This is a genomic window from Pseudomonas sp. AIG, assembly GCF_977020205.1.
The window spans coordinates 52800-74102 of record NZ_CDROCK010000026.1 but is presented as its reverse complement, the minus strand read 5'-3'; the positions used below and the strand labels follow the sequence as shown (position 1 = coordinate 74102).

Sequence of the window (21303 nt, the reverse complement as noted above, 5' to 3'; positions counted from 1 at the left end):
ATGAACGTAACGATTTTGCATGGCTACAGTGCGTCCAACTCCGGTGACGGCTTGCTCGTCGATCTGGCCATCGCCCTGGTGCAGCGCAACTTTGGCGAAGACACCGCGATCAGCGTGGTCGCTTCCGATCCGGATTCTTTCAGCTACTTGCCGCACCCGCGTTTCGACGCGCCGGTGATGGCGGCCAAGGGGTTGGGCCGGGTCAAGCAAGCGGTGTTTCTCAATCAGTCCTACGCCGGTCTGGCGGATCTGTTGAAGAAAACCGACTTGATCGTCGGCGTCGGCGGCGGTTACATGCGCTCGAAAAGTGCCTTCGAACACATCAAGTTGAAGCTCGGTCACGCCAAACAACTGGAAACCGCGATCCTCAGCAAAGTGCCGTCGGTGTACCTGCCGCAAAGCATCGGTCCGTTCCACGGCGAGAGCCGCAAGATCGTCGAGCACTACGCCAGCGCCGATGCGGTGTTCGTGCGCGACAACCGCTCCTCGGCGATTTTCGATGCCTGCGCCAACGTCTACCGCGCGCCGGATCTGGCGGTGCAGTCGCTGGCCAGCAAAATCCTCCAGCAAGCGAAATTCACTCGCTGCGCGTCGTCGCCAGCCACGGTCTGCGTAGTACTGCGCAAGCCGCCGGAGTGGAGCAAGGAGAAGAAAGTCGCTTACGTGGCCAATCTGAAAGTGCTGCTGCAGCGTTTGAAGAACAAAAGCAAAGTGGTCTGCGCTGTACAGAGCGCGGTGCGCGGCAACGATGACGGCGCGTTCTATCGCGAGTTGGGCATCACCGAAGAATTGCTGTCGTTGAAAGCAACGATTGCCAAATATCAGCCGGACCTGGTGATTTCCGTGCGTCTTCACGGCGCCATCGAATCGCTGCTCTCGGGCGTGCCGGCGTACCACATCAGCTATGAACGCAAAGGCTTTGGCGCCTATCAGGACATGGGCGTGGACGACTGGGTGATCAACGGCGGCGACATCAATGTCGACACCATCATCGACACGGTTTACGCGCCGAATGCGTTGTCGAATTTCGGTAAGCGCCTGACCGACACTTGCCGTGAAATCGAAGCGAAAACCGTGGCCATGGACGAGATCATCAAGGGTGTTGTTCGATGATATTTCGGCTGCTGCTTCGCGGCGGAGCCTTGGGCGCGAAGTTTTTGCTGGTGTTGGCGATCACCCACTACCTCGGGTATGAGGCGCTGGGTTTTTACGGCGTGGTGGTCGCTGCATCGCTGATTGCGTCGAAGTTCTACAGCGTCGGTTTCAGTTCCGAGATCAATCGCTTGATAAGCGTCGGCGGCAGTTCGCGCCGCGTGGTCGACAAAGTCCTGCTGCTGTATCTGGCGGTGGGGCTGTTGTTGTCGGTAGCGACGGTGCTGATCTATTCACTGTTCCAGACGGTCGAAGCGACGACTGCGCTGATCCTTTGCGTGACGCTGGTGTTGCTCACCGAACACCTGTCGTTCGAGATCAATTCCTTCGTGTTTTCTGCGCAGAAAGCCACGGCGGGTGCGTTGCTGTTCTTCATCAAGACCGGCCTGTGGGCGCTGTTGGCGGTGGGCGGGATGATGCTCGATTGGGTGTCAGGCATCGCCAGTGTGTTGTGGCTGTGGGTCGCCGCCAACGTGCTGGTGATCATCGCCGGTTACCTGATCGTGGTGAACGTGCACAAGGGCCGGGTCGCCGGCACGTTGGCCACGGCCACCGTGTGGAAGGCCGGGTTGCCGTTTTACCTCGGCACCGGTTTGATCGCGCTGAGTCAGTACGCCGAGCGCTTTCTGATCATCGATCTGGAGCCCTACGCCAGTCTCGGTAAATACGTCTACGCGTGGTCGGCGGCGAATACTTTGCAGGCGTTGTCGTATGCGGTGGTGGCGGTGGTCGGGATTCCGGTGCTGGCCAAGCGTTTTCAGGCCGATCAGCAGGCGTTCACGGTCAAGCAACTGTTCGTCAACAAGTGGGTCATGCGCTCGCTTGTCGTGTCGGCGGCGGTGGCGGTGGCGATCTATGTTTTTTTCAACGTGGTGCTCGATTACGTCGCCACCAGCGTTCCGCGTCCGGACAACGCGATCCTCGGCGTACTGATTTTCTCCTTCGCCTTGCGCGCGATTGGCGACATCGTCTGGGGCGGGTTGATTGCCTCGAGAAACAGTCGCGTATCGCTCGCCAGTGCGGCGATCTGCCTGTTGGTTTCAGTGCCGGTGAGTTGGGTGCTGATCAAGCATTATTCGATCTACGGCGCGGCGTGGGGCAATGTCTTCGCGATCATCGTGCAGCTTGGTGTAATCGCCGTACTGACCCGCGTGACCGGTGCGAAGAAGGCTGCCGTGTCATGGGCCTGAAGCTGCCGTGCATCGAGTTTCGTGGCAAGCGACTCGATTCGTATGTGTCGTTCCTGATCCTTTTCACCGGGCTGTTTCTCTCGGTGGCCATGCCGCTGTTGATCCCCCGCGATCCAGGCCCGGATGCGATGACTTTGTGGTCGTCCTACGCCCGCGCCGACAACTGCAACTTCTGGAACCCGTTCTCGCCGGATCGCTCGTCCTATGAGTGTTCGGCGTTCCTGCTGCGGCCCACCGGGATCAACCTGACCAATGCCTGGGCCTACGGCATGTTCTGCAATTTTTTCCTCACGGCGATCCCGGTGGTGGTGTTTCGGCGCATGCCGTTGGCGATCTTCGGCACCCTGTGTCTGTGGGGCATCGTCCGCTCGTTTTTCCTTGAGAACCTGACCAAGGAAATCATTGTGTCGGTGGCGGTGTTGAGCATTTTGCTCAGCTCGTTGACGCGTAAATATCGCGGCGGATTCTTTCTCTCGGCGGTGATTTACGGCGTGCTGATCCGGCCTTACTGGATTCTGTTTTCGCTGTCGTGGGTGGGCGTCTGTGTGATGAAAAAGTACGTGTCGCGCACGACCTTCTTCCTGATGCTGTTCTTGTTTTATCTGGCGGTGGCGATGTCGATCCAACTCGCACTGGGCTTTCCGGTGTCATCGATTCGCGCCAGCAACAACGAGTTGCGCACGGCGGGCGAGGAGGGCTCGAAATCGTTGATCGTCTCGTGGCTGACGGGCAGCGATTTTGTTTCGCAGGCGCTGGACTCGATGATCATTTTCTTCCGCTTGTCGTTCCCGGTGGAGCTGATTCTGCTGTCCGGGCCGGGGCAGGTGATCTTTGTCGCGTTGATGATCATGACCGCGTTGCTGCTGTTCAAAGTCATCACCTCGACTGATTACAAGGGTGCGCCGATCCAGACCAAACCCAAGGAACTGATCGCGATCCCGCTGGCGTTTCTGCTGGTGCAGGGCCTGTTCGAGCCGGACTTCGGCTCCTTCGCCCGGCACTTTTCGATGGTGGTACCGGTGTTGTTCGTTGGCCTGGGCTTGATGCTGCGGGCGAACAAACCGGTGCAGGTCGAATCACGAATTCTGAATTGAGGCAGGTGCTTTATGTCGAGCAAGAAAAAGTCCCTGGAGATTGAAACCCTGCGTGGCCTGGCGTGCCTGTTGCTGGTGCTGTATCACGTCATCGGCCCGCTGGGTGGCGGGTTGAAGATCGATATCGGCTCGCCGTTCCGGGTGATCGCCGATTCGATGGTGTACGTGCGCATGCCGCTGTTCACCTTCATTTCCGGGTACATCTATTCAATCTACAAAATCCGTGGCAATGACTTTTCCGCGTTCTTCAGCGGCAAGGTGCGGCGCTTGATCGTGCCGCTGTTTTGCGTCGGCGTGCCGTTCTCGGTGTTGCAAGCGGTGGGGCCGGGGGTGAACAAGGACGTTGGTGTGATCGACGCGTTGTTGTCGTTCTGGGTGCCGATTAACCACTTCTGGTTCCTGCAGGCGGTGTTCATCATTTTCATGTTCGTCGGCTTGCTGGAGTGGCGCGGGATGCTGCGTTCGGCGACGCGGTTGTATGGGCTGTTCGCGTTGGCGGCTGTGTTGTTTCTGTTGCCGCCGTTCAAGTTCGATGCGTTCGGGATCAACGGGGCGATTTACCTGTTGCCGTTTTTTGTGGCGGGGATGATTGGCCAGGAGAATGTCGACCGGTTGAAGCAGACGTTCAAAGTGATCGGACCGTTGGTGTTTGTGCTGATTTCGCTGACATTGTTGTATGTGGCGGCGATTGATCGCGAGTTGATTGTTGATCGACGCAGTCTGATCGGTCTGACCGTGGGTTGTGTGTCCTGCATCGCGTTGCTGTCGAGTGATGTACGGTCGAAGGTGCTGACGTGGCTGGGTGGCTATTCCTATGCGATCTTTCTGTTCCATGTGCTGTTCGCGGCGACGTCGCGGTTTGTCCTGGGGCGGTTGGGGGTGAAGGATGAGAGCTTGCTGGTGCTCGGCGGCTTGACCTTTGGTTTGCTCGGGCCGGTGCTGTTGTCGATGGTTTTCAGTCGGTTCAATTTCACCTCGGTGTTGTTCCTTGGTGAGCGGGCGGCGAAGAAGAAACCGTTGGTGCCTGTCGTCCCGGTGGTGCAACCACAAAACAGCTAAGAGCTTCGCGAGCAAGCTCGCTCCCACAGTGGATCTCTGCAATTCATACCATCCCTGTAGATGACCACAATCCCTGTGGGAGCGAGCTTGCTCGCGAAGGGGGCATTCCAGACTGAAGGAAATTTTGCATGTTGGCAGTAGATGACGCGCAACCCGTCGCAGCGTCGGTGGTTCAGGTGGGCGATGCCCGCGAGCGTTTCGCGCAGTGGCGTGAAGGCAAGGCCGGTAAGGTTTTGTCGGTCTCGGTGATCGGCGACAGCTACAGCGCCGGGCAGGATTTCTACCTGAACAAACTGGTGCAGCGCGTAGCCGGTGAGGTGGGTTTTGCCGGGCCGGGTTACGTCGGCTTCAACCACGGCGCGGCGCTGGGCGGCACGCATTTCAAATACACCCGCAGCAGTGACAAGTACTTTGGCGGCGACTGGAAGGTTTCAGACCTGGGCCAGGCGAGCCCGGACAGTCGCACGGTGACAGGCCGCCCCGGCGCATGGTTGCAAGTGGATGCGAGTCCGACGCCGCGCATCGATAGCGCTGTCACTCAGGCGAAACTGCTTTATCTGGGCAACGGTGAATCCAGCGAGATCCGCTATCGCTGGTCTCCCGCGCAAGACTGGCAACCCCTGAAGCTTGAAGGTTCGGGCGTTCAGGAAGTCCCGCTCACAGGACTCTCGGCGGCGAAAGACTGGTCCTTCAAACTGGAAGTGGTGAAGGGCACGCCGACGTTGTTCGGGCTGTGGATGAGCAACGATCAGAACGGCGTGCGGGTGTCGAAACTGGCGGCCTCCGGTGCGGCGTCTGCGGATTTCTATCACCAGGATCCGCAATGGCAGGTGCAGTGGAAAGCTGCCGTGTCGAAGATCCCCGCTGACGTTTACCTGATCATGCTCGGTGGCAATGACCAGGGTTTCGGCGTGAAGCCTGCGCAGTATTTGCAGAATGTTCAGGGCTTGGTCGGCATGCTGCGCGAGATTCAACCGGCAGCGAGCATCAACCTGATCATGCGTCAGGACACCACGCGTTCCAGTGCGTATCCGATGTCGGCGTATGCGCAGGTGCTGGAGCCTTGGGCGCGTGAGCAGCATTTGGGGTATGCCAATCTGCAATGTGCGTTCGGGCCGGACGTCAAACGCTACGCGGCGGCAATGATCGGCCCGGACAAGATTCATCCGGTGCCGGCCACGGGCGGGAAGGTGATTGCCGATTACTTTTATGGCTGGATCATGGGCGCCAAGGATCGTTGCGACGCCGCCCCTAAATAAAACGCAAACCCCAGAGCGGTGATCGTTCCCACGCTTTGCGTGGGAATGCCGCCCGGGACGCTCCGCGTCCCTTCGCTGGGTGACGCAGAGCGTCACTGGATGCATTCCCACGCAGAGCGTGGGAACGATCAGGTGAGGGGAGTTATTCGAAGGCGTCGACCTGCTCGAGCAATTCCGCAATCTTCTGCGGCATCAACCGCGTATCGCACCGCGTCTCAACGTTAATGATGATCGCCGGGTCGTTGCAGCAGATCCGCACGCGAAAGCGCCAGTCGCTGAAGATCACTTTCAGCCCGTCACTGTCATCCATCTCCAGCGCCTGCTCGCTGTACAGCTTTTTCAAATGCGCGAGCAGCGGATAGGGATCGCGCAGCGGCCGGCGAATATCGCCGGACGCCGGAAACACGCCAATCCGCTCCACCAGCAGAATCGTGCCCAGCCAGGACTCGTTGGCGCTGGGCAACGGCTGATGGCGGGACAACCAACTCATCACCCCGAGGTTACCCACCTCGCGTTCAATCTCTACGGAATGTTGTGCAATGTTCATGGTGGCCTGCCTGAAATGAAGAATGGGCGTGGGGTTTTGGAACCGTCTCAGCGGCCCTTGAGGTAAACGTTTTCGTAGCAGAAATTGGTTGCCTGCAAGTAACCCTCGGCGTCACCGCAGTCAAAGCGCAGGCCTTTGAACTTGTAGGCCAGCACGCAACCGTTCTGCGCCTGCTTCATCAGTGCGTCGGTGATCTGGATCTCGCCGCCCTTGCCCGGTTGGGTGTCGGCGATCAGGTCGAAAATGTCCGGCGTGAGGATGTAGCGACCGATGATCGCCAGGTTCGACGGTGCGTCTTGCGGGGCCGGTTTTTCCACCATGTTGTTGACCCGGTAAATGCCGTCGGACATCAGTTCGCCGGCAATCACCCCGTACTTGTGGGTCTGGTCGGCCGGGACTTCCTGGATGGCGACGATCGAGCAGCGGAATTTTTTGTACAGCTCAATCATCTGGGTGAGCACGCCGTCACCTTCGAGGTTCAGGCACAGGTCATCGGCCAGCACCACGGCAAACGGCTCATCGCCGATCAGTGGGCGACCGCTGAGAATCGCGTGGCCCAGGCCCTTCATTTCCACCTGACGGGTGTAGGAGAAGGTGCAGGTGTCGATCAGCTCGCGGGTGCCGGCGAGGAACTTCTCTTTCTCGGTACCACGGATCTGGTGTTCGAGTTCGTAGCTGATGTCGAAATGGTCTTCCAGCGCACGCTTGCCGCGCCCGGTGACGATGGCCATGTGTTGCAGACCGGCGTCCCGCGCTTCTTCAACGGCGTACTCGATCAACGGCTTGTTGACGATTGGCAGCATCTCTTTCGGCATGGCTTTGGTAGCCGGCAGGAAACGCGTGCCATAGCCGGCAGCGGGGAACAAACATTTACGAATCATAAAAGTATCCTGGACAGTCATGGAACACAGGCGACAGATGCGCGCCCTAATAAAGGGCGTGCAAGTTCAATGTTGGATTGAAGGCTTACTTTAATACCTGAGTCAGGTTATTAATGGCAAATGCGAGTGCCGATAAAACACGACAATGTTATGAGATGTCGATAAGTGCGTTGTTAGTTATTTTTAGTCGGTATCTGTTGATAGTGATGAGTGCACAGGCAGTGCTAATAAGTAGCGGGCAATACAGTGTGACCTGCAAAAATATTTATTGCCAGTCATTGAACTAGTTTTGTTTTCGGTTGTTGTCGCCTCATTTGTGTGGATTGTGACACATCTTCAATGAATCAGGCTTGACACGCTACTTGTCACTCATTCAAAGACGGATAGCACTATGAAGATTCTGGTAACGGGGGGTGCCGGCTATATTGGCTCGCACACCACACTTGCGCTACTTGAAGCAGGTTATGAAGTTGTCGTACTGGATAATCTTTGCAACAGCAGTGAAGCCGCGTTGCACGCGGTTGAGGGCATTTGCGGCAAGAGTGCCTGGATGATCCGTGGTGATGTCTGTGACCGGGCCCTGCTCGACCGTATTTTCCGCGAGCACAACATCGAAGCGGTGCTGCATTTTGCCGGCCTGAAGGCCGTGGGCGAGAGCGTGCGCAAGCCGCTCGAGTACTACGAGACCAACGTCAGCGGCAGCATCAATCTGTGCCAGGCGATGGCGGCGGCGGGGGTGTTCCGGCTGGTGTTCAGCTCGTCGGCCACGGTGTATGGCGAGCCCGAGCAGATGCCGATCCGCGAGGATTTTCCCACCGGCAACCCGACCAATCCTTACGGCCAGTCCAAGCTGATCGTCGAGAACGTGCTGCGTGACCTCAGCCAGGCCGAGCCGCGCTGGAGCATCGCCTTGCTGCGCTACTTCAACCCGATCGGCGCCCACGCCAGTGGCCATATGGGCGAAGACCCCAACGGCATCCCGAATAATCTGGTGCCTTACATCAGCCAAGTGGCGGTCGGCAGCCTGCAAGAGTTGTCGATCTTCGGCAACGATTACCCGACTGTCGACGGTACTGGCGTGCGCGATTACATCCACGTCGTCGATCTGGCGGACGGCCACTTGAAGGCGTTGCAGTCGATCTCCGGACGCACCGGCATTCATACCTGGAACCTTGGCACGGGCGATGGCTACAGCGTGCTGCAAGTGCTCCACGCGTTTGAACAGGCCTGCGGGCAACCGGTGCCTTACCGGATGATGCCGCGCCGTTCCGGGGATATCGCCGAGAGCTGGGCCGACGCCTCCAAGGCTGCGAAGGAACTTGGCTGGAAAGCCACGCGCAACTTGCAAGACATGGTCACTGACACTTGGCGCTGGCAATCGAACCATCCCAAAGGCTACTTGCGATGATGGCCATTTAACCCAATGTTATTTTCAGTCAGGTTGTTAGATAACGTCGGGAAATTACACTGGCAATGCCTTTTGCAAGTCCGTAGATATAAACCTGCCGTTCGACTTTTATCAGTTGGGTAAGACTGTGAAAGAACGACGGATCATGTTCGCGCTTTTTGCGGACTTGAACTCACCACCGCTAACTCAGGCCGGTTTTTTAACAGGTCGAATGTTAGAAAGGAGTTGATATGAAAAAAGTGATGGCAGTTGCCCTGTTGACGATGTTGAGCAACTGGGCTGCCGCCGCTGAAGCACCGCTGACAGCGGTAACCAATGTAGGTGGCAACGTGGCGGCTTCTCAAGCGCCCGCAGCCAGTACTGCAATGGTTGCCAGTGCTGTAGCGGCGTCTAACAGCGGTGGCAGTGCCAACGGCGGTACCACCGGTACGACGGGTACCACCGGTACCACCGGCACGCATAACTAACAGGAAGTTCTGTTAGTGCAGTACAAGGTCGCCCGACGCAAGTCGGGTGACTTTGTTTTTGGATTCGCCCTTGAATAGCGTAGTGCCATTATGACTCGTAGTGTTTATCTTTTAATGTTGGCAAGTCTCGCTTTGCAAGGTTGCATGTTTTCCCCCGGTCAATACCTCAGCACCGGCAGCATCACCCGCCAGGGCGCCAGCGAAAGCAGCCGGGTCGAGCTGATTCCGATCACGCCCAAGCTGATTGCCATGAACCGCGCCACGCAAAAGCGTGAGTCGCTGCCGCCGGAGCTGCTGGCGACCCCGGCCGAATACCGCATCGGCAACAATGATGTCTTGTACATCACCGTGTGGGATCACCCGGAACTGACGGCCCCGTCCGGCGCGCAACAACAGATCGATGCCAACGGCCGTCTGGTGCGTTCCGACGGCACGCTCTATTACCCGTTCATCAAGGAAGTCCAGGCCACCGGCCGGACTATCCAGCAACTGCGCTCGGACATTGAACAGCGGCTGTCGGCATTCATCGCCGAGCCGCAGGTGGATGTCGCGGTGTTGCGTTTTGCCAGCCAGAAAGTCGTGGTCACCGGCGCGGTGGCCAAGGCCGGCCCGCAAGCGATTTCGACCAATCCGCTGAGCGTGGTCGAAGCCCTCGGTTCGGCCGGTATCGACACCAACAACGCCGATTTGTCCGGGCTGTTGCTGACGCGCAAGGGCCGCACTTATCCGCTCAATCTCGACTCGCTCAATCAGCAGGATTCCGAGTTGCAGAACGTCTACCTCAAGGGCGGCGATCAGCTGTATCTGCCGTACAACGACAATAAGCGCATCTACGTGATGGGCGAGGTTAACCAACCGCGAGCACTGAGTTTCAAGACCGCGACGATGAACCTCACCGACGTGCTCGGTTCGGTTGGCGGCTTGGCCCAGACCACCTCCAATGGCAACGCGGTCTACGTCATTCGTGGCGTGGAAAACCTCGATGTCGAACCGGCCAAGATCTACCAGTTGGAAGCCGAATCGCCGACAGCCATGGCGCTCGCCTCGCACTTCGAAGTGCGCCCGCAGGACGTGGTGTATGTCGGGCCTGCCAACGTGACTCGCTGGAACCGTCTGATCAGCCAGTTGGTGCCGTCGGCATCGATTGTCGGCACCGGCGCTTCCGCTGCGAAGAACTGGAGCGAATACAGCAACAACAACGCCAAATAAGGTCCGACTTTGAACATTTTGAAAGTTGGCCTGTGCCTGATGGCGGCCTCGTTGCTGTGCGGCTGTAACCCGCTGATGAGCGCTTCGTTGAACAACCTTAAAGCGGCGGTCGTCGGCCCGGATGAAGTCGACGTGTCGGCGGCCGAAGTGGCCGGGGTCAACTATCCGCAAATGAAACTGACCACGCCGTCCGGCTCCGGGGTGCTGGCGCTGGTGCGCGAGCGCGAAGACCTGCAGTTCTGGGTCGCCTCGGGCAAACAGGTTCTGCTGCTGCGCAATGGCCTCGCCGTGCGCACCATTGGCTTGGGTCTGGAAGGCGATCTCGATGGCACGCGGCTGGCCGATGACTCGCCGTTCAAGCAAGGCCTGCATCACGTCGCGGACGGTTTCACCACGCGGCGCTGGATCGACCTCTACAAGGGTCAGGAAGTCGGGGTGATCGTCAACAGCCGCTTCTCCCGCCGCTCCGAACAGACCCTGAAGATTCTCGACAAGGAATACACCGTGCTGCGTGTCGATGAACACATTGACGCCCCGGCCATCGGCCTGAGCGCGACCAATCGTTACTGGGTCGACCCGCGTGACGGTTTCATCTTGCAGAGCGAGCAGCAACTGACCTCGCAGTTGCGCGTCAAGGTTGTGCAACTGACCCCTGATCGCAGGCACCTGCCGTGATGCGCCTGAAAATGTTATCGGCGGGCCTGATGCTGGTCGCGAGTGTGAGTCAAGCGGCCGTCACGGTGTCGGGCGATGTCGCCAATCCCGGGCCGGTCGCTTTGCCACCGGGCGGGCGCTTGCTTGATGTGATCAGCGAAGCCGTGCCGAATGCCGAAGGCTATTGGCTGGCGGGCGGCTTGCTGCGGCAGTCGCTGATTGAGGAGCAGACACGGCTGAAGGTCGGTGTGCTGTTTGATCTGGATGTGCTGCAACGCATGTCGATGCTGTTCGACCGGCCAAGTCGTGTGGCGCTGGCGCAGCGCATTGCCGAAGAAGTGCGGCAGATGCCGGTCACCGGACGACAGATTGCCGATCTCGATCCGGTGGCGCTGGAAGTCGGCTTCGCGCGCAACATTCGCCTCGATGACGGCGATCGTTTGGTTTATCCGAAGCGCGTTGATGAAGTGCAAGTGCTCGGTGCCGTCGCCGAGCCTTGCCACTTGCCGTATCAGCCGTTGCAGGAGGCCCGTGAGTACTTGCAAGGCTGTTCGATTCTGGCCGATGCCGAAGCCGATTACCTGTGGCTGATCCAGCCGAATGGCGCTTCGCAACGTGTCGGCATCGCCCATTGGAATCGCGAGAGCGGGCACTTTCCCGTGGCCGGCAGTAAGATTCTGGTGCCGGTGAAAAATGATGATCTTGATCCGCCTCTTCCTGAACTGAATCAGCAGTTGGCCGAATTCATTGCCACGCAGCTGGCCGAGGTGGTTCGTTGAAGTTACGTTTTGCAGCTGTGTTGTTATTGCCCTGCGGTCTGGCTCATGCCGAGCCGCGCATCACCCAGAATGACTTCGGTGGCACCGGTCTGCTGCAGACGCCGACCGCGCGCATGGCCCCGGCCGGCGAGCTGAGCGTCAACGCCAACCGCACCGATCCGTACAGTCGCTACAGCGTGTCGTTGCAGCCGCTGGACTGGCTCGAAGGCTCGTTCCGCTACACCGCGATCACCAACCGGCCGTACGGCTCGGAGGCCCTCAGCGGCAGCCAAAGCTATAAGGACAAGGCGGTCGACGTCAAAGTCCGGCTGTGGCAGGAAAGTCACTGGCTGCCTGACGTGGCCTTGGGCTTCCGAGACGTCGGCGGTACGGGTTTGTTCTCCAGTGAGTTTTTCGTCGCCAACAAGCGCTACGACAACTTCGATTTCAGTGCCGGCATTGCCTGGGGTTACCTCGGTAATCGCGGCGACATGGATAACCCGTTGGGCTACGTCAGCGATCGCTTCGATACCCGTCCGGCCCTGGAAGGTACCGGTGACGTCAACTCGGGGTCGTACTTTCGCGGCCGGCCGTCGTTTTTCGGTGGCGTGAGCTATCAGACGCCGTGGGATCGCCTCAGCCTGAAACTCGAATACGAAGGCAACGATTACAAAAACGAACCGAAGGACAACGAGATCAAGCAGGACTCGCCGATCAACCTCGGCGCGGTGTTCAAAGTCACCGATTCGGTCGATGTCAGCGCGGCGTGGGAGCGCGGTAATACGGCGATGTTCGGCGTGACTTTCCACACCAATTTCGTCAGCCGCAAGGCACCGGCAAAGACCTACGACCCGACTCCGGAACCGCTGCCAGCGAAAGCGCCGACCACGGCGATGGATCAGGTCAACTGGGCCAACGTCTCGCAGCGTTTGCAGCAGAATGCCGGCTACAAGGTCGAGCGCATCACCCAGCGTGATTCCGAGTTGATCGTCTATGGCGAGCAGCAGCGTTACTTCCATTCGTCCAAGGCTGTCGGGCGGGCGAGCCGGATTCTCGACAACAGCGTCAACGACGACATCGACTGGTTCACCGTGGTCAACAAGCGCTACGACTTGCCGTTGGAAGAAACCAGTTTGCCGCGCCAGACCTTCCGCGAAGTGATCAACAACGAAGAGCCACTTGAATCGCTGCACCGCACCACCGAGATCAACCCGGCGATGCCGCACAACGAGAAAACCCTCTACACCGAAGCGCCGCAGCATTTCAGCTATGGCGTCGGGCTGGGCTTCAAGCAGAACGTCGGTGGTCCGGATGGCTTGCTCTATCAATTGAGTGCCGATGCCGACGCCGAATACCGCTTCAACCGCAACACCTGGTGGAGCGGGTTGCTCAGTGCCAACCTGGCCAACAACTTCGACAAATTCACCTACGACGCGCCGAGCGGTTTGCCGCGTGTGCGCACGGATTTGCGTCAGTACCTGACCACGTCTAACACCACCATGCCGTTGTTTCAGGTGAGTCATGCCGAGCAGTTGGATAAAGACTGGTACGGCATGGTCTATGGCGGTTATCTGGAATCGATGTTTGCCGGTGTCGGCGGTGAAGTGTTGTTCCGCCCGACCGGTGAGCGCTGGTCGGTGGGGGCGGACCTGAACTGGGTGCGTCAGCGTGATTTCGATCAGGGTTTTGCCTTGCGTGATTACTCGGTGGTGACCGGGCATGTCACGGCGTATACCGATTTGCCGTTCGATACGTTGGCGGCGGTGAGCGTCGGGCGTTATCTGGCCGGGGACTGGGGCGGCACGCTGGACATCTCGCGCGAGTTCTTCAATGGCGTGCGTTTTGGTGCGTGGGCGACGATCACCACGGCGGGCAGCGCCGAGTATGGCGAAGGTAGTTTCGACAAAGGCATCTACCTGTCGATCCCGTTCGACGAAATGATGAGCATGTCGACCATGCGCCGCGCCAACCTGGTCTGGGCCCCGCTGACCCGTGACGGTGGCGCGCGACTGAGCCGCAGCTATCAGCTGCACTCGATGACCGATAGCCGGGAAGGGGATATGTTTTATCGTAATTTCGAGAAGATTACGGAGTAAGCGCGGATCTCCGAAGCACCTCTGAAACCTGTGGGAGCGAGCCTGCTCGCGAAGACGTCAGCACATCCAGCATCAATGTTGCCTGACCCACCGCTTTCGCGAGCAGGCTCGCTCCCACATTGGTTATTTGTCACACCCAAAATCCCGAGCCAAGCACAAATCCCCTGTAGGAGTGAGCCTGCTCGCGATAGCGTCCGTACAGTCGACATCCCTGTTGCCTGACCCACCGCCATCGCGAGCAGGCTCGCTCCCACATTGGTTATTTGTCACGCCACAAATCCCGAACCAATCCTAAATCCCTGTGGGAGCGAGCTTGCTCGCGAAGGCGTCGGCACAGTCGACATCCCCGTTGCCTGACCCACCGCTTTCGCGAGCAAGCTCGCTCCCACATTGGCTATTTGTCACACCACAAATCCCGAACCAATCCCGAATCCCCTGTAGGAGTGAGCCTGCTCGCGATAGCGTCAGCACATCCAACATCAATGTTGCCTGACCCACCGCTTTCGCGAGCAAGCTCACTCCCACATTGGCTATTTGTCACGCCACAAATCCCAAGCCAACCCCGAATCCCCTGTAGGAGTGAGCCTGCTCGCGATAGCGTCCGTACAGTCGACATCCCCGTTGCCTGACACACCGTCATCGCGAGCAGGCTCACTCCTACATTGGTTATCTGTCACGCCCAAAATCCCCAGCCAACCACAAATCCCCTGTAGGAGTGAGCCTGCTCGCGATAGCGCAAGACCAGTCGACATCCCCGTTACCTGACCCACCGCTTTCGCGAGCAAGCTCGCTCCCACAGTTTTTGCATTCACCCGAAATCCAGCGCCGCTCCCAAATCCCATGCACAAAAAAAGGGGACTTTCGTCCCCTTGCGGTATCCAGCTTCGAACCTCAGTAAATATCCTTCGACAGCAACGTAAACGGCGTCTTCACCAGGATCTTCAGATCCAGCCACAACGACCAGCTGTTGATGTACTGCAGGTCAATCTCCACACGCCTCTGCATCTTGTCGATGGTGTCTGTCTCACCGCGGCAGCCGCTGATCTGGGCCAGTCCGGTGATCCCCGGTTTAATCCGGTGGCGCGCCATGTACGCGAGGATTTTCCCCGAGTAGTAGTTGTTGTGCGCGACAGCGTGCGGACGTGGGCCGACCAGAGCCATATGCCCCTGCAGCACGTTGAACAATTGCGGCAGTTCATCCAGCGAAGTGCGGCGGATAAAGCGACCGACCGGGGTAATGCGCGAGTCATTACGGCTGGCCTGCTTCACGTCACGGTCATCGTGAACACGCATCGAACGGAACTTCCAGACCTTGATCACCTTGCCGTTCCAACCGTGGCGATCCTGCTTGAAAAACACCGGACCAGGCGAGTTGATCTTCACCGCCAAGGCAATGATCAGCAGGATCGGACTCAGTGCGATGATCGCCAGAAACGCCACGGTTTTTTCTACCAGACTCTTGCTCAAAGCAGCGGTAGGGCGGCTGGTCAGCGGGCTCTCGTTCAAGTAGATCGCCGGCAGGCCGTCCACGACCTTCACCGAGTGATTGAGCAGGGTCAGACTGTTCAAGTCCGGCACCCACACCACATCGACGTTGGCACCGAGCAAGTCGCTATAAATCGCCTCGATTTTCGCGGCTTCACACAACGGCAGGGTGATGTACAAGCGGCGGATGTCATGCGCCTCGATCAGCTCCAGCAACTGTTCCTGATCGCCGACCACGCGCGGTGCATCAGAACCCAGTGCAGACACATCACCATTGCTGACCAAACCTACCAACGGCAGATTTTCCAGTTGGCTGAGCTTCTTCGCCAGGCCCAGCGCCAGTTCGCCGGTGCCGACGATCAGTGTCTTGTGTTCGCTTTTACGCGAGCGCTGGTAGTACTTGGAAAACGCATGCAGCGGCGCGTAGAGAAACGCCTGGCCGAGGAAGCCATACACCGCCCAGCTCAGAATCACCTGCCGCGAAAACAGCTCATCGGCCTGGCAGACAAAAGCGATGCACGCCAGCGCCGCCATGGTCATCGACCAACCCATGAACAGTCGACCGAGACCAGTCAGGTAATTGTCACGCTTGCGATACACACCGCTAAACGTATAAGCCGGCACCGACGCCAGTACCGCCAGCGTTGCACACATCCGGTAGTAGAATGCGACCGTCCCGGTGTGCTGCTCGGCGAGTATGAACAACAGCGTCACCACAAAGCCTTGTGCCAGCGCCCATTGGCCCCAAAAGGTCAGTCCCTTGAGGCCTGTGCTTCGATTGATACTTAAAGAAAGATCCATACGGTATCCCCAAAAGACGTCCATTCAGGTTTCAACAGTTGAAAACCGAGTTGTTATGCAGACTTATTGTTTTTGTTGTAGCGAGTGTCCTGAGGTAACAACATCGATATGCCGAACTGTCGTCAGTCAATAGACTAAGTTATTGGCTGGAATGGTGTCTGACGAGTTCTAACAAGATGGCACAGTGCCAACTTTTTAATAATTAAATAGAAGGGTGTTAGAAAAGGTCGCAGAGCAGGGGGTGAATAAATGATGTTGTATTTGTTACTGTTGGAGGGGTGGAGGCAGGGAGTTTTTAATTCAAGGAGGGAAATGAAGCCAAACAGAGTGCTCTTGTTGTTTTTGTAATCGCACTTTTTCTGTTTGTTCTGTTCGTTGAGGTCTTGCGGGTTACGCGACGACTTCCTGAATCAGGCAATAACCGCGGTTTCTGACGGCACGAAACAGTCGCTCTCCATTACTGGCGCTTTTGAATTTGTCTTGCAGGCGACTCAGGCACATTTCCAGACCGCGATATTGTTCCGGTTCTCGACCGATGCTGAGGATCAGCTCGTCACGACTGACAACACGCTCTTCATGGCTGAGCATTTTCCTGACCAATGCTGTTTCCAGGCCCGTCAGGTTGATTTCAACACCTTCTTTGACCAGTGCACCCTGATCAGGGTTGAGATGCCAGGTTTCATTGCCAGGCATATCACCTTCAATGGCGGGTGGCATATTGCGGGTTTCCCCGGTGATTGCCGGGACATTCTGGAAAGGATTGGCCGATTGCGCGGCGCGCCATTCGGACTCAAGCGTGGCCAATATTCGCTGAGTATCATGTTCGATACTGCGCGGGGCGTTTTTGCGACTGATGCCTGGATATGTGAACTCCATCACCATTGGAGCGGAAGAGGGCGAATCAACCCCTTCAAACGAATTGAAACGTTCACTGGACAGCATGCTCTCCAATTCACGTTGCGACGTTGTACTGTGAGTCACGACAACAAAATATTTCCTTGGGAGGGTTGTACTAGTTTCCATGTCTCTCTCCTAAATACACACCAAAATTGGCTAAAAGATAAATCGGCAGGCGAGCAATGACTTCCTCGGAAGTAATCGATAGGCAGGGTCTGGGCCCAAGAATGGCCCTCGATAAATTCCACTCGATCTGCTGCTATGTTATGGAGTTTTATTGTTATGGGTCGTGTTGTCGCGCTCATTCAATTGCTTGATTTCAAACAGGCGTGAAGCAGAAACGGAGCTATATGGTTGCATTAGACGATCCTTCGTACGTATGCAAAAGGGATGGCTGCCCGAGAGTCAGGCAGTCGATATCAGACCCCGCAGCAGGCGATAGCCATAGCCGCGAATGCTCTGAATCGCGTTTGTACCATACATGTCCTTGATTTTTCCACGCAAGCGACTGATTGATTTCTCCAGTGCGCGAGGGTCGTAGAAATTGGTATTGAGGCCCATGATGCTGGCAATTTCATCATGGCTCAGAATGTGATTACTGGTTTGCGCGAAGGCTTCGAGGATCTTCATTTCGGCAAACGAGATATCGAGTTTCTTGCTGGTGCCCATCAAGCAGATACGCGTCGGATCAAGCGTCAGATCGATATCGCGTTGCCATTCTTCACTGTTGAAGAACTCGCCCAGCAACTCGGCGCCATCCTCGGAAAGGGTATTGAGCTTGATACAAACATCTGCGCCAGCCAGATAATATTTGATCTTGTTGAAGGCGCCGCGACCGGTGATGACCGCGCAAATAATCGGCTTCAAGTTGTCGCTGCGCAGGTTCTCGACCAGTGCCAGATTGTCTTCAAGGGCTTGGGGGCTGTCGATAACCAGGAAGATCGCTCGATACGAACCAGGCTGTTCATTCAACTGATATGAACGAGTGTACGCATTGGCTTCAAGCGCCATATCACTGCGTAAATGCTGGGCGACTAGCGCTTTGAAATGTTCAGCCACGCCACGGGTACGACCCAGAGTAAGAACACCAGGTTCGTCGTTTGTCGGGCGCGGGCTTCTAGTCGCTAAGTTCGCTGAGAGCATCATGCATTGACTCGAATTAAGTGCTGACATCGGGATGTTAAAGCACCGGTTCTCATCTGTGACTGACAATTGGTAACATTCACGCGATTTTTAGACGTGGCTCCCGAGTTTTCTAACAATAATTAAGCTTTTCAAGCTTTTAGTTGATTTTCTCGGACGGGTTAACTACTGCTTAGATGGTGGCGATATGCAATGGTGCCACTATTTTGAGCTTATTGCGATAGCCATGTCCATGTCTAATTGCCACTGTCTGGCCATCCCTGAATAATGTGATATTGATCACACTTTATTGCCAGAGCAACTTTTTTTGCAAAAAAGGCCTAAATATTTTCTGCGTAGTTCGTCAGCCGACGATTACTAACATGGCTTGAGTGTGACAATTCATAAGACCTATTCTTTGAGATCAAAAGATCGTCCGATCGCGGCCCGAACCTTCGGCAACTCCTACAGGGGAATGCATTTCAAAATGTAGGAGCTGCCGAAGGCTGCGATCTTTTGATCTTCATATACGCCAATTGTGTAACTTCAGATACTCAACCCCTGAGTGTTATTACCCGGTCGCTCGCCAAGAGCGCTCTGACGGAGGATTAATGGATTTCTGGACCCTTTTCCAGGTGTTGATGTTAGGTGCGGTAGAAGGCCTGACTGAGTTCTTGCCGATCTCGAGTACCGGCCACCAGATCATCGTCGCCGACTTGCTGGAATTTGGCGGTGAACGCGCCATGGCGTTCAACATCATTATTCAACTGGGTGCCATTCTTGCCGTCGTCTGGGAGTTTCGACCGAAGATCTTCGACATCATCAAAGGCCTGCCCACCGAACGTAATGCCCAACGCTTCACCCTCAACTTGCTAATCGCCTTTCTGCCCGCCGTGGTCTTGGGCGTGTTGTTCGCCGACGCCATCCACGAATACCTGTTCAACCCGATCACCGTCGCCGTGGCACTGGTCGTCGGCGGCATCATCATGCTGTGGGCCGAACAGCGCAGCCATGTGATCAGCGTCGACCATGTCGACGATATGCGCTGGTCTCACGCACTGAAAGTCGGATTCGTACAATGCCTGGCGATGATTCCCGGCACCTCGCGCTCCGGCTCGACCATCATCGGCGGTCTGCTCTTCGGCCTGTCACGCAAAGCCGCCACCGAGTTCTCGTTCTTCCTCGCCATGCCCACCATGGTCGGCGCCGCCGTCTACTCCGGCTACAAATACCGCGACCTGTTCCAGCCCAACGACCTGCCAGTCTTCGCCCTAGGCTTCGTCACCGCATTCATCTTCGCGATGATCGCCGTGCGTGGCTTGCTGAAGTTTATCGCCAACCACAGCTACGCCGCGTTCGCCTGGTACCGGATCGCGTTTGGTTTGTTGATTCTGGCAACGTGGCTGTTTGGCTGGGTGAACTGGACAGCGGCTGCGGCCGCCTGATGGCATAAGCCAGGCGGAACAATCCGCCTGGCTCAGTACGGGAGGAGGGGATTAACGACCTTCAAGCAGCTCCGCCGCCTGATCCAGCAAAGCCAACGGATCCTTGGCCTTGTGAATATCCACCGACAACAACTGACGGAATTTACGCGCCCCCGGGAACCCCGTGCCCAAGCCCAGCACATGCCGCGTGATGTGATGCATTGCCCCACCGGCCGACAAATGCTCGGCTATATAAGGACGCAACTGCGCCAACGCCTCAGCCCGACTGATCACCGGCGCCGAACTGCCAAACAACTGCTGATCCACCTCCGCCAGCAAATACGGATTGTGATAAGCCTCACGCCCCAACATCACACCGTCAAAGGTCTGCAAATGCTCATGGCAAGCCTCCATCGTCTTGATCCCGCCATTCAGCACAATCTCCAACGCCGGAAAATCCGCCTTCAGCTGCGCCGCCACGTCATAGCGCAACGGCGGAATGTCACGATTCTCCTTAGGCGACAACCCCTCCAGAATCGCAATCCGCGCATGCACGGTAAAACTGGTGCAACCGGCATCGCGGACGGTGCCGACGAAATCGCATAACTCCGCGTAACTGTCCCGACCGTTGATACCGATGCGATGCTTTACCGTCACTGGAATCGTCACTGCGTCTTGCATCGCCTTCACACAATCCGCCACTAACTGCGGGTGACCCATCAGGCACGCACCGATCATGTTGTTCTGCACACGATCGCTTGGGCAGCCAACGTTCAGGTTTACCTCGTCGTAGCCGTGGTCTTGAGCCATGCGGGCGCAGGCTGCCAGATCCAGCGGAACGCTACCGCCTAACTGCAGCGCGAGAGGGTGCTCGGCTTCGTTGTGACGGAGGAAGCGTTCGTGATCGCCGTTGAGCAGCGCTCCGGTAGTGACCATTTCGGTGTAGAGCAGGGCGTTCTTCGACAGGAGGCGTAGGAAGAAACGGCAATGGCGGTCGGTCCAATCCATCATGGGTGCAACACTAAAGCGCCGAGACAGCGTAGGCATTGGTTTTACTGGGCTAAGGCTCTGATTCTGTACCATTTTACTCAACGTGTTTTCGGCGTGTTTTAGGGCGTTTTCAGGCGTTTTTCAGGTCTCGGTGGTACGATGTACCACTTCAAAACTGACGCGTACCACTTTCGATATGGCAGCTATCAGGGCAAGAAAACTGGCGGATGGGTCTGTGAGCTACACCGCTCAGATCCGCATCAAGTGTGCTGGAGTGCAAGTCTACCAAGAGAGCCAGACCTTCGCCCGGAAAGAGGCTGCCAAGGCGTGGGTCGGCGACGTGAGGCAGAGCTTGATCAGCCTGGTGCGATTGAGCGACTGAACCGCAAGGGAGTTACCGTAAAGCACATGATTGAGCAGTATCTGGCTGAAATAGAGAAAGTCCGGCCGCTGGGTAAAACCAAGAAAGCCACTCTAAATGCTATCGCCGAATTCTACAAAGCATGCCAAAAGATCGTGGGGAAATTTTCCCGTACAACTCGTCGTCGATCTCCACGGCCTAGGCGAAGATGTGCAAGTTTCTAGAGATCGAAGTTCTCAATGTCTACGATCTTCGAAACGACGGAGTGAGTCGGTTGTTTGAGATAGATTGGGATATCCCGCGAGTGGCCAGTGTCTCTGGGCATTGGGATTGGAATTCATTGCGTAGATACACCCATCTGCGCGGGCGAGGTGACCACTATTCCGAGTGGCCATGGTTAGAGAGGATCATTCAAGCGCCCGTGAAGCTCGGCGCCTAGGGCAAACAGC

18 protein-coding genes and 1 pseudogene are annotated in these 21303 nt (G+C 57.0%); 13 read left to right on the top strand and 6 right to left on the bottom strand.

The window, feature by feature from the left end; genetic code table 11:
- The 5 genes from ACWR1S_RS16275 (at position 1) to ACWR1S_RS16255 (ending at position 5754) form a co-directional block, all read left to right on the top strand.
- A complete protein-coding gene (locus ACWR1S_RS16275; protein ID WP_454564222.1) occupies positions 1 to 1113 on the top strand; it encodes a polysaccharide pyruvyl transferase family protein in 1113 nt (370 codons plus the stop codon).
- Positions 1110 to 2342 carry a phosphoribosylaminoimidazole carboxylase gene (locus tag ACWR1S_RS16270; protein WP_454564221.1) on the top strand — a complete coding sequence of 411 codons (1233 nt, stop codon included), beginning with the start codon at positions 1110 to 1112 and terminating at the stop codon, positions 2340 to 2342. Before ACWR1S_RS16275 ends, ACWR1S_RS16270 begins: the two co-directional genes overlap by 4 nt.
- Positions 2333 to 3436 (top strand): hypothetical protein, encoded by a 1104-nt coding sequence (locus tag ACWR1S_RS16265; RefSeq protein ID WP_064117878.1) that lies wholly within the window; start codon positions 2333 to 2335, stop codon positions 3434 to 3436. The genes ACWR1S_RS16270 and ACWR1S_RS16265 overlap by 10 nt, the downstream gene beginning before the upstream one ends.
- 12 nt (positions 3437 to 3448) lie before the next feature.
- Positions 3449 to 4495 carry an acyltransferase family protein gene (locus ACWR1S_RS16260; protein ID WP_454564220.1) on the top strand — a complete coding sequence of 349 codons (1047 nt, stop codon included), beginning with the start codon at positions 3449 to 3451 and terminating at the stop codon, positions 4493 to 4495.
- 128 nt (positions 4496 to 4623) lie between these two features.
- The gene (locus tag ACWR1S_RS16255) at positions 4624 to 5754 is read left to right on the top strand and encodes an SGNH/GDSL hydrolase family protein (protein ID WP_454564219.1); all 1131 of its coding nucleotides are present in this window, start codon (positions 4624 to 4626) and stop codon (positions 5752 to 5754) included.
- A 142-nt stretch (positions 5755 to 5896) separates the two neighbouring features.
- Here the strand turns inward: ACWR1S_RS16255 and ACWR1S_RS16250 are convergent, their stop codons facing one another.
- Complete coding sequence (locus ACWR1S_RS16250) at positions 5897 to 6301, bottom strand: mannose-1-phosphate guanylyltransferase (RefSeq protein ID WP_454564218.1); 405 nt, start codon at positions 6299 to 6301, stop codon at positions 5897 to 5899.
- 47 nt (positions 6302 to 6348) lie between these two features.
- A complete protein-coding gene (gene galU / locus ACWR1S_RS16245; protein WP_007910549.1) occupies positions 6349 to 7182 on the bottom strand; it encodes a UTP--glucose-1-phosphate uridylyltransferase GalU in 834 nt (277 codons plus the stop codon).
- 391 nt (positions 7183 to 7573) lie between these two features.
- Here galU and galE point away from each other — a divergent pair, with 391 nt between their 5' ends.
- The 6 genes from galE (at position 7574) to ACWR1S_RS16215 (ending at position 13774) form a co-directional block, all read left to right on the top strand.
- Complete coding sequence (gene galE, locus ACWR1S_RS16240) at positions 7574 to 8590, top strand: UDP-glucose 4-epimerase GalE (RefSeq protein ID WP_454564217.1); 1017 nt, start codon at positions 7574 to 7576, stop codon at positions 8588 to 8590.
- Between the two features lie 230 nt (positions 8591 to 8820).
- Positions 8821 to 9057, top strand: a complete 237-nt coding sequence (locus tag ACWR1S_RS16235) for a hypothetical protein (RefSeq protein ID WP_007910552.1) — start codon at positions 8821 to 8823, stop codon at positions 9055 to 9057.
- A 144-nt stretch (positions 9058 to 9201) separates the two neighbouring features.
- Positions 9202 to 10266 (top strand): polysaccharide biosynthesis/export family protein, encoded by a 1065-nt coding sequence (locus ACWR1S_RS16230; RefSeq protein ID WP_454564216.1) that lies wholly within the window; start codon positions 9202 to 9204, stop codon positions 10264 to 10266.
- Between the two features lie 9 nt (positions 10267 to 10275).
- Positions 10276 to 10941 (top strand): YjbF family lipoprotein, encoded by a 666-nt coding sequence (locus ACWR1S_RS16225; RefSeq protein ID WP_123595040.1) that lies wholly within the window; start codon positions 10276 to 10278, stop codon positions 10939 to 10941.
- Entirely contained in the window at positions 10941 to 11699 is a 759-nt protein-coding gene (locus tag ACWR1S_RS16220; protein ID WP_454564215.1) for a capsule biosynthesis GfcC family protein, read from the top strand. The genes ACWR1S_RS16225 and ACWR1S_RS16220 overlap by 1 nt, the downstream gene beginning before the upstream one ends.
- Complete coding sequence (locus ACWR1S_RS16215; protein WP_454564214.1) at positions 11696 to 13774, top strand: YjbH domain-containing protein; 2079 nt, start codon at positions 11696 to 11698, stop codon at positions 13772 to 13774. Before ACWR1S_RS16220 ends, ACWR1S_RS16215 begins: the two co-directional genes overlap by 4 nt.
- Before the next feature lie 891 nt (positions 13775 to 14665).
- On the opposite strand, the gene ACWR1S_RS16210 is transcribed toward ACWR1S_RS16215, so the two are convergent.
- The 3 genes from ACWR1S_RS16210 to ACWR1S_RS16200 all read right to left on the bottom strand — a co-directional run bounded on the left by ACWR1S_RS16210 (position 14666) and on the right by ACWR1S_RS16200 (position 18103).
- Positions 14666 to 16060, bottom strand: coding sequence for an undecaprenyl-phosphate glucose phosphotransferase (locus ACWR1S_RS16210; RefSeq protein ID WP_454564213.1), 1395 nt, complete (start codon positions 16058 to 16060; stop codon positions 14666 to 14668).
- Between the two features lie 390 nt (positions 16061 to 16450).
- Positions 16451 to 17083, bottom strand: a complete 633-nt coding sequence (locus tag ACWR1S_RS16205; protein ID WP_454564212.1) for a winged helix-turn-helix domain-containing protein — start codon at positions 17081 to 17083, stop codon at positions 16451 to 16453.
- 279 nt (positions 17084 to 17362) lie between these two features.
- Positions 17363 to 18103 carry a winged helix-turn-helix domain-containing protein gene (locus tag ACWR1S_RS16200; RefSeq protein WP_454564211.1) on the bottom strand — a complete coding sequence of 247 codons (741 nt, stop codon included), beginning with the start codon at positions 18101 to 18103 and terminating at the stop codon, positions 17363 to 17365.
- A 587-nt stretch (positions 18104 to 18690) separates the two neighbouring features.
- On the opposite strand from ACWR1S_RS16200, the gene ACWR1S_RS16195 reads away from it, so the two are divergent.
- Positions 18691 to 19524: an undecaprenyl-diphosphate phosphatase gene (locus tag ACWR1S_RS16195; RefSeq protein ID WP_454564210.1), complete on the top strand. Its 834-nt coding sequence runs from the start codon at positions 18691 to 18693 to the stop codon at positions 19522 to 19524.
- 51 nt (positions 19525 to 19575) lie between these two features.
- Here ACWR1S_RS16195 and dusA read toward each other — a convergent pair whose 3' ends face one another.
- Positions 19576 to 20550 carry a tRNA dihydrouridine(20/20a) synthase DusA gene (gene dusA / locus ACWR1S_RS16190; protein ID WP_454564209.1) on the bottom strand — a complete coding sequence of 325 codons (975 nt, stop codon included), beginning with the start codon at positions 20548 to 20550 and terminating at the stop codon, positions 19576 to 19578.
- Between the two features lie 139 nt (positions 20551 to 20689).
- Between dusA and ACWR1S_RS16185 the strand changes: the two are divergent.
- A pseudogene (locus ACWR1S_RS16185) lies at positions 20690 to 21293 on the top strand (hypothetical protein).
- Positions 21294 to 21303: the final 10 nt, after the last annotated feature.

Coding starts and splice junctions, on each gene's coding strand:
- ACWR1S_RS16275 (WP_454564222.1), top strand. CDS start 1: ATGAACGTAACGATTTTGCATGGCTACAGTGCGTCCAACTCCGGTGAC.
- ACWR1S_RS16270 (WP_454564221.1), top strand. CDS start 1,110: ATGATATTTCGGCTGCTGCTTCGCGGCGGAGCCTTGGGCGCGAAGTTT.
- ACWR1S_RS16265 (WP_064117878.1), top strand. CDS start 2,333: ATGGGCCTGAAGCTGCCGTGCATCGAGTTTCGTGGCAAGCGACTCGAT.
- ACWR1S_RS16260 (WP_454564220.1), top strand. CDS start 3,449: ATGTCGAGCAAGAAAAAGTCCCTGGAGATTGAAACCCTGCGTGGCCTG.
- ACWR1S_RS16255 (WP_454564219.1), top strand. CDS start 4,624: ATGTTGGCAGTAGATGACGCGCAACCCGTCGCAGCGTCGGTGGTTCAG.
- ACWR1S_RS16250 (WP_454564218.1), bottom strand. CDS start 6,301: ATGAACATTGCACAACATTCCGTAGAGATTGAACGCGAGGTGGGTAAC.
- galU (WP_007910549.1), bottom strand. CDS start 7,182: ATGATTCGTAAATGTTTGTTCCCCGCTGCCGGCTATGGCACGCGTTTC.
- galE (WP_454564217.1), top strand. CDS start 7,574: ATGAAGATTCTGGTAACGGGGGGTGCCGGCTATATTGGCTCGCACACC.
- ACWR1S_RS16235 (WP_007910552.1), top strand. CDS start 8,821: ATGAAAAAAGTGATGGCAGTTGCCCTGTTGACGATGTTGAGCAACTGG.
- ACWR1S_RS16230 (WP_454564216.1), top strand. CDS start 9,202: ATGTTTTCCCCCGGTCAATACCTCAGCACCGGCAGCATCACCCGCCAG.
- ACWR1S_RS16220 (WP_454564215.1), top strand. CDS start 10,941: ATGCGCCTGAAAATGTTATCGGCGGGCCTGATGCTGGTCGCGAGTGTG.
- ACWR1S_RS16210 (WP_454564213.1), bottom strand. CDS start 16,060: ATGGATCTTTCTTTAAGTATCAATCGAAGCACAGGCCTCAAGGGACTG.
- ACWR1S_RS16205 (WP_454564212.1), bottom strand. CDS start 17,083: ATGGAAACTAGTACAACCCTCCCAAGGAAATATTTTGTTGTCGTGACT.
- ACWR1S_RS16200 (WP_454564211.1), bottom strand. CDS start 18,103: ATGATGCTCTCAGCGAACTTAGCGACTAGAAGCCCGCGCCCGACAAAC.
- ACWR1S_RS16195 (WP_454564210.1), top strand. CDS start 18,691: ATGGATTTCTGGACCCTTTTCCAGGTGTTGATGTTAGGTGCGGTAGAA.
- dusA (WP_454564209.1), bottom strand. CDS start 20,550: ATGCCTACGCTGTCTCGGCGCTTTAGTGTTGCACCCATGATGGATTGG.